Origin of the sequence: Niallia circulans (assembly GCF_007273535.1) — a bacterium.
Taxonomy (GTDB): Bacteria; Bacillota; Bacilli; order Bacillales; family Cytobacillaceae; genus Niallia; species Niallia circulans_B.
On the sequence record NZ_RIBP01000004.1, the window covers coordinates 133,196 to 149,428 of the forward strand.

The window sequence follows — 16,233 nt, forward strand, 5'->3', positions numbered from 1 at the left end:
TATCTCCTTTCTTAAATGCTCAATGGAACGATGTATAAGCCTGTTTTGTCATCCTCATTAACGGCAATATGGACATCATATATTTCCTTAATTTTTTCCTGTGTAATAACTTGCTCCGGCGGTCCATAAGCCTTTATTGCTCCAGCCTTCATCACAATGACCATGTCTGAATAGCGCAGAGCCTGATTCATGTCATGGAGAACCATAACAATGGTAATGCCATGTACTTGATTTAACTCTTTAATTAAGGAAAGCAGCTCTAGTTGATGATAAATATCCAAGTACGTTGTTGGTTCATCTAAAAACAAGATTTCTGTTTTTTGGGCAAGTGCTAAAGCAATCCAGACTCGCTGTCTTTGCCCCCCTGATAATGCACTTACAGGAGTATCCTTGTAGTTTTGCAGTTTCGTACATTCTAATGCCCACTCAATGGCATCTTTATCATCATCATTTTCCTGTTTCCAGATTTTTTTGTAAGGTATTCTCCCAAATTGGATTAGCTCCACAACAGTCATATCCTCTGAGATATGGTTTGTCTGGTTTACCATGGCAATTTTTCTGGCAAAGTCCTTCTGTTTATAGGAATAAATATCCTTCCCATCAAGTGTAATCGAACCAGCGGAGTGTTTTTGACCTCTTGCCAGAAGAGATAATAATGTTGATTTGCCGCAGCCATTTGGTCCAATTATAGTTGTTATTTTATTGTGTTCTATCTTTCCTTCCAAACTTTCCATAAAAGCTTTGTCATCATAAGAGAAGGAGAGCTCTTTAAACTCCATTTAATTTATCCCCCTTTCTCAACAAAAAGATCAAAAATGGTCCGCCGATTACTGCCATTATCGTTGAAGCTGGTATTTCCAATGGTGCAATCAACAGCCTTCCGAAAGTATCGGCAGTCAAAATTAAAAAGGCGCCTGCTAATGCGGAAAAGGGTATTAAAATATGGTGATTTGTTCCGACTAGCTGTCTTGAAATATGAGGGATTATTAACCCGGCAAAGACTATAATTCCGGCAATAGATGTTGCAACAGCTGCGAGAAAAACAGCAATAACAGAAATAAGAATTCGGACTAGCTGGATATTCACTCCTAGCTGGACAACCTTCTTATCTTGTAATTTCAGCATGTTACACCATGGGCTTACTAAAAATGCCAAGATTATTCCAAGCAATCCTAATGGCACAATCAACTCAACATCCTCCCATGTTTTCATGGTTAAATTTGAGGCATTGGATGCGCCCACTGTTACATTGAAATAAGCACAAATATTAACTAAGGCTTCTCTTAATCCTGTAAACATAGCGCTCACTGCTATCCCTGTCAGGATAACTCGTAAAGGCTTCAAGCCGGATTTCCACGAAAGCATGTAAATAATACAGCAAGATACCGCTCCTCCTAAGAAGGCAAACAGCGTACTGCTGATAAACAACGAAGGTAAAAACAACAGTCCAAATAAGGTAAAAAAGCTTGCGCCAGCTGAAATACCCATGATCCCGGCATCTGCTAACGGATTTCTCATAACTGACTGAAACAGCACACCTGACACAGCCAAAATTGCACCTGTGAGGATGGAAACGATAATCCTCGGGAATCTGAGGTCGATAATGACATTTACTTCTTCACTATTACGGTGAAGTACTCCATCCACCAATGTCATCATGCTTACAGAAATACTGCCCTTTGCAGCCGAATAAACGGTCACGCCAACAAGTGCTACAATTACAACAATAAAACTAATGATTTTCTTATTCATGCATCTCTTCCTTTACGCTACTCATACATCATTTCCATAAGCTGATCTAATGCTTGGGTGATGTTTAAATTAGCAGTTGTAGCGAAAATCGGCTCTTCCAAGTCGTACACTTTTCCGTTTTTCACTGCGTTAAAATGCTTCCAAATATCATTTTCTGCAAATTCCTTATCAAATTCTTTGGCGACTTGGTCTGGCACACCATGTGATAAACGTAAAATAATATCTGGATTGGTTTGCTGCAGAAACTCTGTATTTGCTGATATGTATTCTGCCGCCTGACCCTCCACAGCATTTTTCCCACCCATTACTTCCACTAAATTGCCGACATACGAATTTTCAGTCGCAACAAGATAGCTTGCACCAGGGACACCGAGCAATATTAGAACAACTGGCTGCTCCTTGTCCTTTGTTTCATCCTTGATTTCATTAACCTTTGATTCAATGGAGTCAACCAGCGTCTTGGCATTATCAGCTCGATCATATTTTGCTCCAAGCTCATTTATAGACTGAATCATATTATCGACGCTTTCCAAATTCACAAAGGATGCTGGAATTTTCATGCTCTCAAACTTTTCGCTTAAGTCATATTCCAATGTCGTGACAGATAGTACCTCTGTCGGCTTAAGAGATTTGATGATTTCCATATCAGGGCTCATCGGATTTCCTACTTCTACCACATCTTTATATCTTTCTGGAAGTGTATACTGTGTTGTTGGCACACCTGCTAAATCCACTTCAAGCTTATCCATGATTTCAGCAACAGCTAATGTTGTTGCCACAACGGTCTGTTCTGTATCAGTTTCTGCAGGCTTACTGCTTTTCACTTCACTCTTTTGTGCAGAGCAGCTAACAAGCAAAAGACATATACTTAAAAATAACCATGCTTTTACATATTTCATTTTTCCCCTCCTGTTTTCCAGCAGGAATTTTTTTACTATATTCTCCATATACACAAAGACAGTTCTACGAGATAGAATTTCTTCCATCTCGCAGAACAGTTTTTTTATAGTGTTCGAGTCCGGTATTTTCTGATAAGAACAGCAATGGATGACAGCAATAATAGAAGATATAATCCTATTTGCGCTGTGTCTGCAGTTTTAGCATTTACTACTTTTCCGCTTGCTTCTGCAGACGAGTTTGTCTGTTCACTGTTTGTATCTCCATCCCGGTTATACTCAAGATTGTCTTCACTGTTATTGTTTGTTGTTTCATCTGGTGTAGTTGTATTCGTATCTTCAGGATTGATTTGATCAAAGTCATTTTCAATTCCTGCTACTGGAAGATCTGAAACATCAAATAAGAAACGAATTTCGTACCAGTGATCATAATTCAACTCTGGAATAACAACATGAATATTGCCAACAGTTGGACTAGCTAAATCAGCAACAGGGAATTCTACTACTTTAGAATCTCCAGATTCGCTTATTACCTTCACAGCTTTAGATCCAACAAGGAATTCAGTGATAAAGTCTGTTTTAATTGTCAGGCGGGCAACTACTTTGCCATCCTTCACGATTAATTTACCAGGCTTAACGAAATAAGAATCTGCCATTGACTTTTCATTTTTACTTGCATGTAATACAGAATAGTCAACTGTGTATTCTCCATTTTTTAAGACTGCATTTTCACCTTTATCATCTTGGTCATTTGTATCTTCATCTACATTTCCTGGAGTTTCTTCAGCTGGTTTTTCTTCCTCTTCATTTTCAGAGCCATTTTCTTCTTCGTTACCGCCGCCAGTGTTGTCATTACCTCCGGATTTTGTTGGTAGATTGCTAGTATCATAGTCAAAACGAACCGTATACCAATGATCATAGCCAATTGCCGGTACTTCAACATGAATTTCAGCAGTAGTTAAACCACTCAAATCAGCAACAGCAAATTCTACAATTGTTTTTCCAGCACTTTGGCTGACAATTTTAGCGTCTTTACCGTTAAGCTTAAATTCTGTAATATAGTCGCTAAATTCAACTTGAACAGTGGCATTGCCATTTTTCAATGTTACTTTACCAGGCTTAGTAAAGTATTGATCTGCCATAGATTTTTCGTTTTGCAATGCATGCAGAATGCTGTATTGCAGGTCATACTTACCATCCACAAATTCAGAATTTGCACCCTGTTCTTCATCTGGTGTTGTGCCTGGATTTTCTCCTTCGCCTTCACCTGGTGTTGTGCCTGGATTTTCTCCTTCGCCTTCACCTGGTGTTGTACCTGGATTTTCTCCTTCGCCTTCACCTGGTGTCGTGCCTGGATTTTCTCCTTCGCCTTCACCTGGTGTTGTACCTGGATTTTCTTCTGGTACATCAACAGCAATAGAACCTTCATCAAATACCATTCTGACGATATGGTTCATTCCATATGACATTGCTAACTGGATATTCTTTACATCATTTACGTTTTCTACTTCAAAGCGAAGCACTTTTGTATTGGCTGCAGCATCTTGTGAGATAACGTCAGCATCTACATACTGCCCATTTACCTCTGTTTTAAAGCCTGTCACAAAATTGCTGGAAGACAGGTTAAGCTGGATATAGCTTTTGCCGTTTTCAACAATAAGCTTAGCTGGCTTTGATAGGTAATTGCCCATGCTGGAAGCTTCATCTGCGTTTTCTTTCCAAACCAGATAGTCGATTGTGTATAGACCATCTGCTAGCGGCTCTTCTTCTCCTTCACCTGGAGTCGGTTCTGGAGTTTCTTCTGGCTCACTTACAGTTATAGTACTTTCATCAAAAACCATTCTGACAACATGGTTCATTCCATACGACATCGCTAACTGGATATTTGTTGTATCGTTTAAGTTTTCTACTTCAAAACGGAGCACTTTTGTTTTTGCTTCATCGTCTTGTGAAATGACTTCTGCATCCACGTATTGCCCGTTCACTTCTGTTTTAAAGCCTGTTACAAAGTTGCTGGAAGATAGGTTAAGCTGGATATAGCTTTTACCGTTTTCAACAATAAGCTTAGCTGGCTTTGATAAGTAATTGCCCATGCTGGAAGCTTCATCTGCGTTTTCTTTCCATACCTTATAGTCGATTGTGTAATGGCCATCTGCTAATGGCTCTTCTTCTCCTTCACCTGGTGTTGGCTCTGGAGTCTCTTCCTGCTCTTTAACAGCGACTGAAGCTTCATCAAATACCATTCTGACAACATGGTTCATTCCATATGACATCGCTAACTGGATATTTGTGTTATCGCTTAAGTTTTCTACTTCAAAACGGAGCACTTTTGTTTTTGCTTCATCGTCTTGTGAAATGACTTCTGCATCTACATATTGTCCGTTAATCTCTGTTTTAAAGCCTGTTACAAAGTTGCTGGAGGACAGGTTAAGCTGGATATAGCTTTTGCCGTTTTCAACAATAAGTTCAGCTGGCTTTGATAAATAATTGCCCATGCTGGAGGCTTCATCTGTTTTTTCTTTCCAAACCTGATAGTCGATTGTGTAATGGCCATCTGCTAAAGGCTCTTTTTCTTCGACAACAGGCAAGTTATCTGTGTTGAAATCAAATCTTACTGTGTACCAATGATCATAATTGATTGCTGGTATCTCAACATGTATTTGTGCTTCTGTGATGCCATTTAATGATGCTACTGAAAACTCTGCAACTGTTTTTGTACCATCATTGCTGATAATTTCTGGAGCTTTACCTTCTACAGTAAATTCCGTAATTAAGCTGCTATATTCTGTTTGAACAGTAGCAATTCCATCTTTAACTATTACTTTACTTGGTTTTGTAAAGTAGTTATCTGCTATCGATTTTTCTTCAGCAGTTCCATGCAAAACCGTATAGTCGACGTCATATTCACCGTCTTCATAAACGATTTCGTCTTGTGGTTGAGCAGGCGTTTCCTCTCCTGCTTCTTCACTTGGTGTTTCCGGTGTTGTTACAGGCTCTTCTGCCTCTTCACTTGGTGTTTCCGGTGTTGTTACAGGCTCTTCTGCCTCTTCACTTGGTGTTTCTGGTGTTGTTGCAGGTTCTTCTGCTTCTTCACCTGGTGTTTCTGGTGTTGTTGCAGGTTCTTCTGCTTCTTCACCTGGTGTTTCCGGAGTTGTTGCAGGTTCTTCTGCTTCTTCACCTGATGTTTCTGGTGTCGTTGTTGGCTCTTCTGCTTCTTCACTTGGTGTTTGAACCGGCAATGAATCAGTATCAAAGTCAAATCTTACTGTATACCAGTGATCATAACTTATAGCAGGTACTTCAACATGAATTTCAGCTTCAGTTAATCCGTCCAAATCAGCAACAGGAAATTCTGCTGTGATTTTGCCGCCAGCTTCACTTAATTTTGTTGTGGGAGTACCGTTTACCTTAAACTCAGTAATATAATTACTGTATTCAACCTGAACTTTAGCCTGCCCATCCTTAATGATTAGTTTTCCAGGCTTTGTATAGTACTGGTCTGCCATTGAGGCTTCATTATTTGTTGCATGCAAAATTGTATAGCCTACACTATATTCCCCATCTGCTACTACTGAACTGCTGTTCAACTCAGCAGCATAAGCACTGTTATTCGAAGGAATCACTGTACTTACGACGGAAAAGAGTATTACTAGAAACGCAAGAGCAATCTTTGCAGCCTTCATTCTTGTCTTTTTCTCCTTTTAAGTAGAATATATTCAAGTCCTGAGAAACCTTGTGATGATACAGATTCACATATTAATCTCTATTTACTATTTCTTAACCAATGTAGCTGTATCAAAGTCAAATCTCACTGTATACCAATGATCATAATTAATTACTGGCACTTGGACATGAATTTGAGCACCTGTCAACGCCTCAAGATTAGCAACAGAAAACTCAGCAGTAGTTTTGCCGCCACTTTCACTTATCTTTGTTGCAGTAATGCCATTTACTTTAAACTCTGTAATTAAATTGCTGTATTCAACCTGAACTTTAGCCTGTCCGTTCTGTACGATTAGTTTTGCAGGCTTTGTATAATATTGGTCTGCCATGGAAGCTTCATTATTTGTTGCATGCAAGATAGTATAGCCAATGCTATATTCACCATCTGCAATAACCGAACTGCTGCTAGACTCTGCAGCATAAGCTTTGTTATCCAAAGGAATTACTGTACTACCAACGGAAAAGATTGTTACAAGAAACGCAAGAGCAATGTTTGCTGTCTTCATAATTTATTTCTCCTTTTTTAGTAGAATATGTAGCTATTTCACTTCCATAACAGAAACTATTTAGCTAGTTTTTTTCTGTTTACAATAGAGATTACAATGATACCGACGGAAACTATCATTAAAACTGTATAGATAGTGATATCTGACATGTCAGAAGTTCTCGGATTTTCAACTTTTTCTGTTGTTGTTTCCTTTGCTGTTGAGCTTGCAGCTGTTTCTGTATCTGAGGTTGTATTCGTTGCATCTGAAGCTGTTGAGGTTGTTTGTGAAGAAAGAGCATTTGCCGTGCTTTCATCAAAGTCAAACCTAATAGTATACCAATGGTCATAATTCTGGTCTTCGACAATAACATGAATTTCTCCAGCCGTTGGACTATTTAGTGAGCTCACATTAAATTGAACCACACTAGATTCACCACTTTTACTAATTTCAGTGACATTTGCGCCACCTACTTTAAATTCTGTGATAGCAGATGTGGAAATTCCTACTTGTACTTTATGAACACCATTTTCGACAATTAATTTTGCCGGCTTTTTAAAGTATCCATCCGCCATGGAGGCTGAATCACTATCTGCACGCAAAACAGAATAGTTGATGGAATACTCGCCATCTGCAAGTGATGCAGCCAATGTTTTGTTACTGGCACCAACAGACAAAAGCGTAAAAATTGCTAATATTGCAACTATTTTTATTGCAACGTTCTGTTTAAGCAAGTATATACATCCCCTCTATATAGTTATATGGATAAAGCGTAAGTTAGCGTTTACCATTCACCTCTTCCTGTATTTGTGTTAGGCACAACCTGCCTAGGTTCATATTAAATGATAGTGATTCTCATTGTCAATGAGTTTTTTCTCAATTAGATAATATTATTCTCATTTAGTTGATAATTGGACTCATAAAAAAAAGCAATTGCCTTTATCGCAACTGCTTTTTTCACAAGAAAACTGTCATTTTCCCAGCAATTTTGCAGACTCCTGTACGCCCATACTATAGCTGGAGAGTCTTCCATTCTCGATCTTAATCATCGTTGGCGTCCCCGTTATTTCAAGTTCAGCAGCTGATTGGGGAGATTTGTTTTCAAACGGAGTCTGATGGACTGCAATCAGCTTATTATCATCTCCTGTTTGAATAGACCAAGAAACCGTCTTATCATTTATCAATTCAGTCATATCAATTTCGTCATTGATAATTTCTTGTCCGTTCTCCATTCTTCCAATCACCTTGTCCCATTTTTTGTGGTGATTTTCCCAATCATACCAGCTAGCCGCATTTTCCTTATCACTCATGTCAACAATATACAAAGGAACCTCGCCTGCCTTGTTGTATTCCAAAACCGATTTTTCTAATTGCTGACAGTAGGAGCAGCCAGCTTGCCAAAAATATACGATATATCCATTGTCCTTTTGTGAGAAGGTTTCCGTTGCTTTTATTTGTTTAATGTTATGTATCGTCTCTTCACTGGATTTGCTTAATACTGGAATAATAATTCCGCCAGCAACAATAAGGAAAACTACAGTGAAAAGCACCCATTTTACCTTGTTATTCATCTTTGTTTCTCCTTTCGTTTATTCTTATTTTAGCGGATATACAAGCCTTTCAAACAGCAGGAAGGCAAGAAAATCTGACATTATTGTGACAATTCGTTACTTCTGTTTTGCAAAATTCAGACGGGCGAAATATTATATGGTAAAATCATATTAGATTTCTAAGAAGGAGATGGCAAAATGAAAAGCGCTATTATTGATCGATTTATTTCTTATGCTGTTATTGATACACAATCGAACGAGGAAAATACCGCATGCCCTTCCACACCAGGACAGCTGACACTAGCAAACCAGCTTGTGGAGGAATTAAAGGAAATTGGCATGGAAGAAGTAACAATAGACGAAAATGGCTATGTTATGGCAACACTTCCGGCTAATACGGACAAGAAAGTGCCAACAATCGGCTTTTTAGCTCATTTGGACACTGCTACTGATTTCACAGGAAAAAATGTCCATCCTCAAGTTGTGGACCATTATGATGGCGGAGACATTGTCCTTAATCAAGACTTACATATCGTATTATCACCGGCAGATTTTCCAGAGCTGACAAAATACAACAGTCATACGTTAATAACTACAGATGGAACGACTCTACTAGGTGCTGACAATAAAGCAGGGATTACAGAAATTATGACTGCCCTTATTGCCTTAAAAAAATCAGACATAAAGCATGGCAAAATCAGAGTCGCATTTACACCAGATGAAGAAATTGGAAGAGGGCCCCATAAGTTTGATGTAAAGGCATTCCAAGCTGACTTTGCTTATACAGTCGATGGCGGTCCTCTTGGTGAGCTGCAATACGAAAGCTTTCATGCTGCAGGAGCGAAAATTACAGTTAATGGTACAAATGTCCATCCTGGTACCGCAAAAGGAAAAATGGTTAATTCCATGAAAATAGCAATGGAGCTGCAAAACAAGCTGCCATCTGAAGAGGCGCCTGAAAAAACTTCAGGCTATGAAGGCTTTTATCACCTGCTTTCATTTGAAGGCGATGTGGAGCAAACAAAACTAGCCTATATCATTCGCGATTTTGACAGAGAGTTATTTGAACAGAAAAAAGCAAACTTGACTGCCATTGTTGCTGATTTGAACGAAAAATACGGAGAAAACACAGTCGTTCTTCATTTAAGCGATCAATACTACAATATGCGTGAGAAAATAGAACCTGTTAAGGAAATTGTTGATATTGCCTATCAAGCAATGGAAAACCTTGGAATTAAGCCGATTGTTGAGCCTATCCGAGGTGGAACAGACGGCTCCCAATTATCTTATATGGGACTACCAACACCGAATATATTCACTGGCGGAGAAAACTTCCACGGTAAATTTGAATATATCTCGGTTGACAACATGATAAAAGCGACTGATACTATCGTCGAGATTGTCAGATTGTTCGAGGAAAAAGCATAAGCTAAAAGGAGGCGCTATTTAACGGTAGCGCCTCTTTTTTTCACTTTGTCACCTGCTTTTTATTTCGTTACCCTAAACATATTTTGTACTTTTCTTAGATTAGTATATAATAGTACAAGTGCTCAAATTATTGTTCGTATATGATAGACAAATAGATAGAAGCGAAAAAAAGGAGTTAAGCAATGAATTCGATTTACAAAACACATGAAGATTTAGCTGAAAATACTGAACTGCAGCAACATATTTTGCAGACTTTTGGATTGCAGTCCAAAAAGAAGCGCGTTAAGAAAAAACTTTTAAAGCAGCTTGTGTCCCAAGAGAGCTTGATTAATAAAGTTGTTCAAGAATTCCAATTTGATGGACAAACACCAGCGGCTGCTGAAAAAGTTCAGGTAGCGGAGAAAAAAGTTCAACCAACTACGGAAGAAAAAGTAGTTGCAGACACAAGCACTCCATCCTTTACAACTCTACCAGTCACTGCTTTACTAAAAATCGGCAAAGCGTTCTTTAAAGAAGAGGAAGCTGTCCGTTATTATTATAATAAAAACAAGCCTGAACAATACAAAAACAAAGAGCTTCTTGTTCAATGTATTTCAGATGGCTACTTGAATTCAACAGAGGAAATTCAAAAATCAATCGAACAATCAATCTAATTAATTAAAAAGACCCAATCTTTGTGCTGCAGTTAAAAGATTGGGTCTTTTCTCATATCTTTAACTCGGCACCGCATTCGGTATACTTCAATTTTCTTGGATGCTCTGTTATAATTTTTTTAGGAAAAGATTTGAAGCTTTTATTGCCATTTTCTTTATGGATGTGACATAACTGGAAAGCTTGCTGTATTACACTACATATGTTGGAGGCAATTATTTATGGTTAAAATAGCACCATCCATTCTTTCAGCTGATTTTGCAAAACTGGGAGAAGAAATAAAAGATGTAGAGCGAGGCGGAGCCGATTATATCCATGTGGATGTGATGGACGGCCATTTTGTTCCAAATATCACTATTGGACCATTAATTGTGAGTGCAATTAGACCGATTACAACACTTCCTTTGGATGTCCATCTCATGATTGAAAACCCTGACCAATACATTCCAGCATTTGCTAAAGCTGGTGCAGATATTATTACCGTTCATGCAGAGGCATGTCCGCATCTTCACCGTACACTTCAGCTTATAAAAGAGCATGGTGTTAAGCCAGGTGTTGTCCTTAATCCAAGCACACCTGTGGAAATGATTAAGCATGTAATTGAAGATGTCGAAATGGTCCTGCTTATGACTGTTAACCCTGGCTTTGGCGGACAAGCATTCATTCCAAGTGTATTGCCAAAAATTACAGAGGTACGCAAACTGGCTGATCAGTTCAATCCAGGCTTGGAAATTGAAGTCGATGGTGGCGTTAATGAGCAAACTGCCATGCTTTGCAAAGAGGCTGGAGCTAATGTTCTTGTTGCCGGTTCCTTTATTTATGACAGTGAAGATAGAGCGAAGGCAATCAAGGCTGTTCGTGGAGAATAAGCAAAAAAAGCGAATCAATTATGATTCGCTTTTTACTCTTTTATGCTGTCATTTTTACTTTTGCCGTTAATTTTGTTAAGACGGTTGCTAGCAGCAATGTTCGTTCAACAAATGTATTTAGTTCTAAATATTCTTCTTCACTATGGGCATTTCCACCTACAGGTCCCATTCCATCTATCGTCGGAATTCCCATTGAGCTTGTAAATGCGCCGTCAGATCCTCCGCCTGTAAATGTATCCTTCACTTCAATGCCAAGCTCTTTCCCAGCTTCCTTGATAATCTTTAATAGTTGAATAGATTGACTGTTTTTTTCCATTGGCGGTCTGCTGATGCTTCCTTTCACTTCGATTTCTGTTCCTTCCACATCAGAGACAGCACATATTTCTCTAATTTGCTTATCAATTATTGGTGCTTGATCCATTTTTACGAGACGAACATCAACACCAGCTACGGCAGAGGATGCAACTGTATTAATAGAGGTTCCACCCTCTATCATTCCAACGTTTACTGTTATGCCTTCTTGATATTTTGTTAATTTTTGAAGTTTAATTGTTTTGTATGCAAGCTCTTCAATTGCACTTCGGCCTTTTTCATGCTCCACTCCTGCATGGGCAGAGGTCCCCTTCACCTTAATCGTGTAACGTCCGCCGCCTTTTCTGGCAGACACAATCGACCCATCCTTTCTTCCTGGTTCTACAATTAAAGCATAATCCTTGTTTCGTGCTGTTTGTTCAATAAGCTTCCTTGAGTTAGATGACCCAATTTCTTCATCACTATTTAGGACAATTTCCACATTTCTGATTGCGGAAGCATTAACCAGTGCTAAGGCTTTTATCGCATACAGGACAGACACAAGACTGCCCTTCATGTCTACAACACCAGGTCCATATGCTCTGTTTCCTTCTATGCGGAAGGGGCGTTTTTCTACCGTTCCTTCTGGAAAAACAGTATCCATATGCGCAACAATAATAATCTTAGGATCTTTTGCATCCTGATGGCGCAGCACAACATTATTCCCCGTTTTCTTTTCCTTTTTTATTGTCGACACAAATCCAGCCTCTGTAAACTTACCCTCGAGGATTGCTGCTATTTGGTCTACCCCTTTTTTTACATAGCTGCCACTGTCAATATTAACTAGTTCCTCGAGCAGCTCAATCATTTCCTTTTCCCTTTCTCTTAAATAGTCCTCCATTTCGGTGTTCCCCCCTGAATTATCTAACAGCTTATTCTATAAAGTCCCTTGCAGATGATACAAAGAATTTAACTGTGTTTTTATGCAATAATATTGGTTGTTCTACTTTTAGGTTGTTTTTATTACGATACTCAACAGCTTGTTTCCTGTTTTTTATAGCGCAGACAGCAGTTAACAATTACCTTGATCAAGATTTTGTAACAACAGGTAATCGTTGATTCTTCTGTTTGTATGATGAAGTATGCATTGAAACTCCTTGTCATTAATAGTATATGCAAGCTTGATTCCGTTTGGAGACAGGGCTATTTCCTCTATATGCCATTTTATTGTTCATTATTATCTTTACATTAGAAGGGTTTATAAGGAATAGGATTGAAGCAAAATTATGGGGATGACAATCTCCATCAAGTAAGAATACCTCGCTTGTTTCCCTGCATTTAATATGAAAGTATCCTGCTGACGGTGAGTGCAAAACATAGTTTTAATAGCATCCATCTGGAGAAAATATGTTTGGCTCTGACTCCTAGTTATTTTCCTTTGCAAAAAACTTTTGATTCCCATCTTCATTGCAGTTTATACCAACAACTGTGCTACTCCCATCTGGTGATTGTATACACTTTGATACCTGTTATCGCTATGTATAAAAAGCATTTATTTATTCCATTATGTGTTCAAACTTCTGCCGTACATTGATCAGCATAAATTAACAGTTAAATTGCAATATCCTTAACTTGATGCTGCCACATAACCCACTGCAAATTTACAGATTATTTAGAAAAATTAACACTAATAACATTTAGTATAGGGACCCGAAATATTCTTGTCAATAACAGGCACCGCATTAAAATAAAATTCCTAATAAAAAAGACCGCATAATAAAGCAGTCTAGAAGGTCAGTGCCAGCAATTTTGCTGACGAATAATTATACTTCTCTAATGATACATTAAAAACAACGCCTGTGTTTAAAAATACCGTATTTTCAATAATTAACGCAGGGTCACCTTCTGCCAATTTCAAATGATCTCCATCTTCTTTTGAGAGTTTGTCACAGTAAATAAGCTTATCAGCAAACCCCACCTTTAGCTTTAAATCGTCTGTTATATAACGATAGATCGACGTTTCGGCTATTTCTGCATTTAGGTAGGGCACTACCGTTTTATTATAGTAAGCTTCTTCCAGAACAAGGGGCTCACCATTAACGAAGCGAAGTCTTTTTATGAAGTAGAGGGAATCACCTGGTGCACATTTCATCTTTTTAGCCAAATCTTCATCCGCCTTTATTAAAGACATGTCAATAATTTGGCTGTTCATTTCATGTCCTGCCAATTCTTTTGTAAGTCCCTGCATTTTGCGGATCGTTATACAGCCAGGCCGGGAAAATTCCCTCAGGAAAAGTCCGCTCCCTTGAACTTGATAGACATAGCCTTGATCTGCCAATATATTTAACGCTCGTCTTATCGTGTTCCTGCTCACCTGAAATGTCCGCATTAATTCCTCCTCAGTCGGAAGCTTCTCATTTGCTTGGAATCTCCCTTGGAGAATATCATGCTCCAAAACACTTGCGACCATCTGATATTTAACTGTCACTCAAATTCCCTCCCTTTCAAATAAAGAGGGGTATACCTCTAACATTCTTGAAGTATACCCGCTTTTCCTTATACTCTTAAAGCTCTTCTCCTCTTGTTTCAATAATTTGCTTGTACCAGTGGAAGGACAGCTTTTTCTTTCTTGCCAGATTATTATGATGATCAACATAAATAAAGCCATATTGCTTTTTATAACCATTCAACCAGCTTAGTAAATCGATAACAGACCAGGCATAATAGCCTTTTAGGTTAATGCCTTCGCCGATTGCTGTTTTTACGGCTTTTAAATGCTCCTCAATATATTTTATCCTTGGAACATCCATTATTTCATCCTCAATGACAGGATCCTCGTCACCAAGTCCATTCTCCGTGATGTACAGCTTTACATCACCATATCTTTCCTTGATCATGCGCAGTCCTTCAAGGAATCCTTCTGCAGAGATTTCCCAGCCCCATTTTGTATATACTTTATCCTCCATCATCACCGTCCGGTATACACCGTCAAAGGATGGGTTCCCCGGTCTGCCTGTTGAGTTATCACGACTGATCTCAATGGCTTCTGTGCCTCCTTGAATCCTTTCAACACGAGCCGGTTGATAATAGTTAAGCCCAATGAAATCATTCATCCCAGCAGTTTCCTGTAAAAGCTGAAGCTCCTCATCAGTCCAATCTGGTGTTAAGCCTTTTTCATTTAATGCTGCTAATACGTATTTCGGATATTCCCCTTTAAGGATAGGATCGTAATACCAATATGTTTGGTAGTAGTTGGCATGCTTGGCAGCAAACAGGTTGTCCTCGTTTCCGTCGACACTGAATGCAGGATTAAAAACATGCGTAATCCCGATTTCTCCGTATTGTTTGAGCTCTTTATACTTCTTCACAGCCATGGCATGTGCAAGGAACACATTGTGTGTTGCTTGGAAATATTCTTTATGTGCGTTTATTAAACCTGGCGGATGAGCGCCATTTAAATACCCTAATGTACAAAAGACAATGGTTTCATTAAATGTAATCCAATGTTTGACTCTGTCCCCAAATGCTTTATAGCAAACTTCAGCATACTTAGCAAACGCTTTTGACGTGCGTTTGTTTGTCCAGCTGCCATCCTCCTCTAACGGCAATGGCAGATCCCAATGGTAGAGTGTCACAAATGGAACAATGCCGTACTTTAAGCATTCATCTATTAAATTATTATAAAATTGAATTCCTTTTTCATTGATTTCGCCATCTCCATCTGGAATGATGCGAGCCCAAGATATAGAAAAGCGATAAGATTCTAAGCCCATCTCAGCCATTAATCGTACATCCTCTTTATAGCGATGGTAATGATCTACAGCAACATCGCCATTTGTTCCTTCAAATGTTTTTCCCGGCATCTTCGAGAAAACATCCCAGTTAGTCACACCTTTGCCATCTTCATTCCATGCACCTTCCACTTGGTAAGATGCAGATGCTGCGCCGAATAAAAAATCTTTAGGGAATTTCATATATGGAACCTCCATTATCAATGTTAGCAAGTATCACTTATTTGTTAGAACTTCTTTGATTTATTGGTACAACTATATAGTAAACGCTTTCTATTGTTTTGTAAACGCTTTATTTTTCTGCGAAAACTGTCATTAAAAATATTATCACTGCAAGGCAGTTGTAAAAACTATTCTTAAAGTGAACAAAAGCTTTTATCGTTTAGGCAATAAAAAAAGCGAGCCCTGAAATTAATTAGGGTCGCTCTTCCTTTTAACTGCTTCTTACTCCGTACAGAATAAAGCCAACTCCTGTCAGCACAAATAGCATTTTTCCAAAGGATATTTTATCGGCGATGCTAAACAGACCGATCGTTGTTGTTGCAATAAGTATCAGCGGTCCCACGATTGCAAGGGAACTGTTGATAATAAGGGCTTTTTCTATTTGATTGGCTTTCAGCATTAACATTGCTGCCGTTATTTCTATACAGCCTGACAGCAGTCTAAGCGAAGCCATCCCTAACACTGCCTTTTCAAATAAAGAAAACATACTCTCCTCCTGTAAGTCTAGCAAATTTACTATAAGTATATGCACTTTCAAGATTTATAGGACATGTTTTCTTCTATTGGCAGATAAG

Annotated in this window: 14 protein-coding genes; 3 read left to right on the top strand and 11 right to left on the bottom strand. The window is 38.6% G+C overall.

What is annotated here, in order from left to right; translation table 11 throughout:
- Positions 1-11: 11 nt before the first annotated feature.
- The 7 genes from CEQ21_RS08580 to CEQ21_RS08610 all read right to left on the bottom strand — a co-directional run bounded on the left by CEQ21_RS08580 (position 12) and on the right by CEQ21_RS08610 (position 8,427).
- Positions 12-779, bottom strand: a complete 768-nt coding sequence (locus CEQ21_RS08580; protein WP_185764253.1) for an ABC transporter ATP-binding protein — start codon at positions 777-779, stop codon at positions 12-14.
- Positions 769-1,752 (bottom strand): FecCD family ABC transporter permease, encoded by a 984-nt coding sequence (locus tag CEQ21_RS08585; protein ID WP_185764254.1) that lies wholly within the window; start codon positions 1,750-1,752, stop codon positions 769-771. The genes CEQ21_RS08580 and CEQ21_RS08585 overlap by 11 nt, the downstream gene beginning before the upstream one ends.
- 17 nt (positions 1,753-1,769) lie before the next feature.
- Entirely contained in the window at positions 1,770-2,651 is an 882-nt protein-coding gene (gene isdE / locus CEQ21_RS08590) for a heme ABC transporter substrate-binding protein IsdE (RefSeq protein ID WP_185764255.1), read from the bottom strand.
- A 104-nt stretch (positions 2,652-2,755) separates the two neighbouring features.
- Positions 2,756-6,331, bottom strand: a complete 3,576-nt coding sequence (locus CEQ21_RS08595) for an NEAT domain-containing protein (protein WP_185764256.1) — start codon at positions 6,329-6,331, stop codon at positions 2,756-2,758.
- An 87-nt stretch (positions 6,332-6,418) separates the two neighbouring features.
- Positions 6,419-6,877, bottom strand: a complete 459-nt coding sequence (locus CEQ21_RS08600) for an NEAT domain-containing protein (protein ID WP_185764257.1) — start codon at positions 6,875-6,877, stop codon at positions 6,419-6,421.
- A gap of 56 nt (positions 6,878-6,933) precedes the next feature.
- Positions 6,934-7,590, bottom strand: coding sequence for a heme uptake protein IsdC (isdC, locus tag CEQ21_RS08605; protein ID WP_185764258.1), 657 nt, complete (start codon positions 7,588-7,590; stop codon positions 6,934-6,936).
- A gap of 237 nt (positions 7,591-7,827) precedes the next feature.
- Positions 7,828-8,427 carry a thioredoxin fold domain-containing protein gene (locus tag CEQ21_RS08610; protein WP_185764259.1) on the bottom strand — a complete coding sequence of 200 codons (600 nt, stop codon included), beginning with the start codon at positions 8,425-8,427 and terminating at the stop codon, positions 7,828-7,830.
- Positions 8,428-8,604: 177 nt separating this feature from the next.
- Between CEQ21_RS08610 and pepT the strand changes: the two genes are divergently transcribed.
- The 3 genes from pepT (at position 8,605) to rpe (ending at position 11,354) form a co-directional block, all read left to right on the top strand.
- Positions 8,605-9,834, top strand: coding sequence for a peptidase T (gene pepT / locus CEQ21_RS08615; RefSeq protein WP_185764260.1), 1,230 nt, complete (start codon positions 8,605-8,607; stop codon positions 9,832-9,834).
- A 182-nt stretch (positions 9,835-10,016) separates the two neighbouring features.
- Complete coding sequence (locus tag CEQ21_RS08620; RefSeq protein ID WP_185764261.1) at positions 10,017-10,487, top strand: hypothetical protein; 471 nt, start codon at positions 10,017-10,019, stop codon at positions 10,485-10,487.
- Between the two features lie 219 nt (positions 10,488-10,706).
- The gene (gene rpe, locus CEQ21_RS08625; protein WP_185764262.1) at positions 10,707-11,354 is read left to right on the top strand and encodes a ribulose-phosphate 3-epimerase; all 648 of its coding nucleotides are present in this window, start codon (positions 10,707-10,709) and stop codon (positions 11,352-11,354) included.
- A gap of 40 nt (positions 11,355-11,394) precedes the next feature.
- Here the strand turns inward: rpe and CEQ21_RS08630 are convergent, their stop codons facing one another.
- The 4 genes from CEQ21_RS08630 to CEQ21_RS08645 all read right to left on the bottom strand — a co-directional run bounded on the left by CEQ21_RS08630 (position 11,395) and on the right by CEQ21_RS08645 (position 16,145).
- Positions 11,395-12,546 (bottom strand): M20 family metallopeptidase, encoded by a 1,152-nt coding sequence (locus CEQ21_RS08630; RefSeq protein WP_185764263.1) that lies wholly within the window; start codon positions 12,544-12,546, stop codon positions 11,395-11,397.
- 885 nt (positions 12,547-13,431) lie between these two features.
- Positions 13,432-14,133, bottom strand: coding sequence for a GntR family transcriptional regulator (locus CEQ21_RS08635; RefSeq protein ID WP_185764264.1), 702 nt, complete (start codon positions 14,131-14,133; stop codon positions 13,432-13,434).
- A 76-nt stretch (positions 14,134-14,209) separates the two neighbouring features.
- Entirely contained in the window at positions 14,210-15,619 is a 1,410-nt protein-coding gene (locus tag CEQ21_RS08640; RefSeq protein WP_185764265.1) for a glycoside hydrolase family 1 protein, read from the bottom strand.
- A gap of 250 nt (positions 15,620-15,869) precedes the next feature.
- Positions 15,870-16,145 (bottom strand): YqhV family protein, encoded by a 276-nt coding sequence (locus CEQ21_RS08645; RefSeq protein WP_185764266.1) that lies wholly within the window; start codon positions 16,143-16,145, stop codon positions 15,870-15,872.
- Positions 16,146-16,233 lie beyond the last annotated feature (88 nt).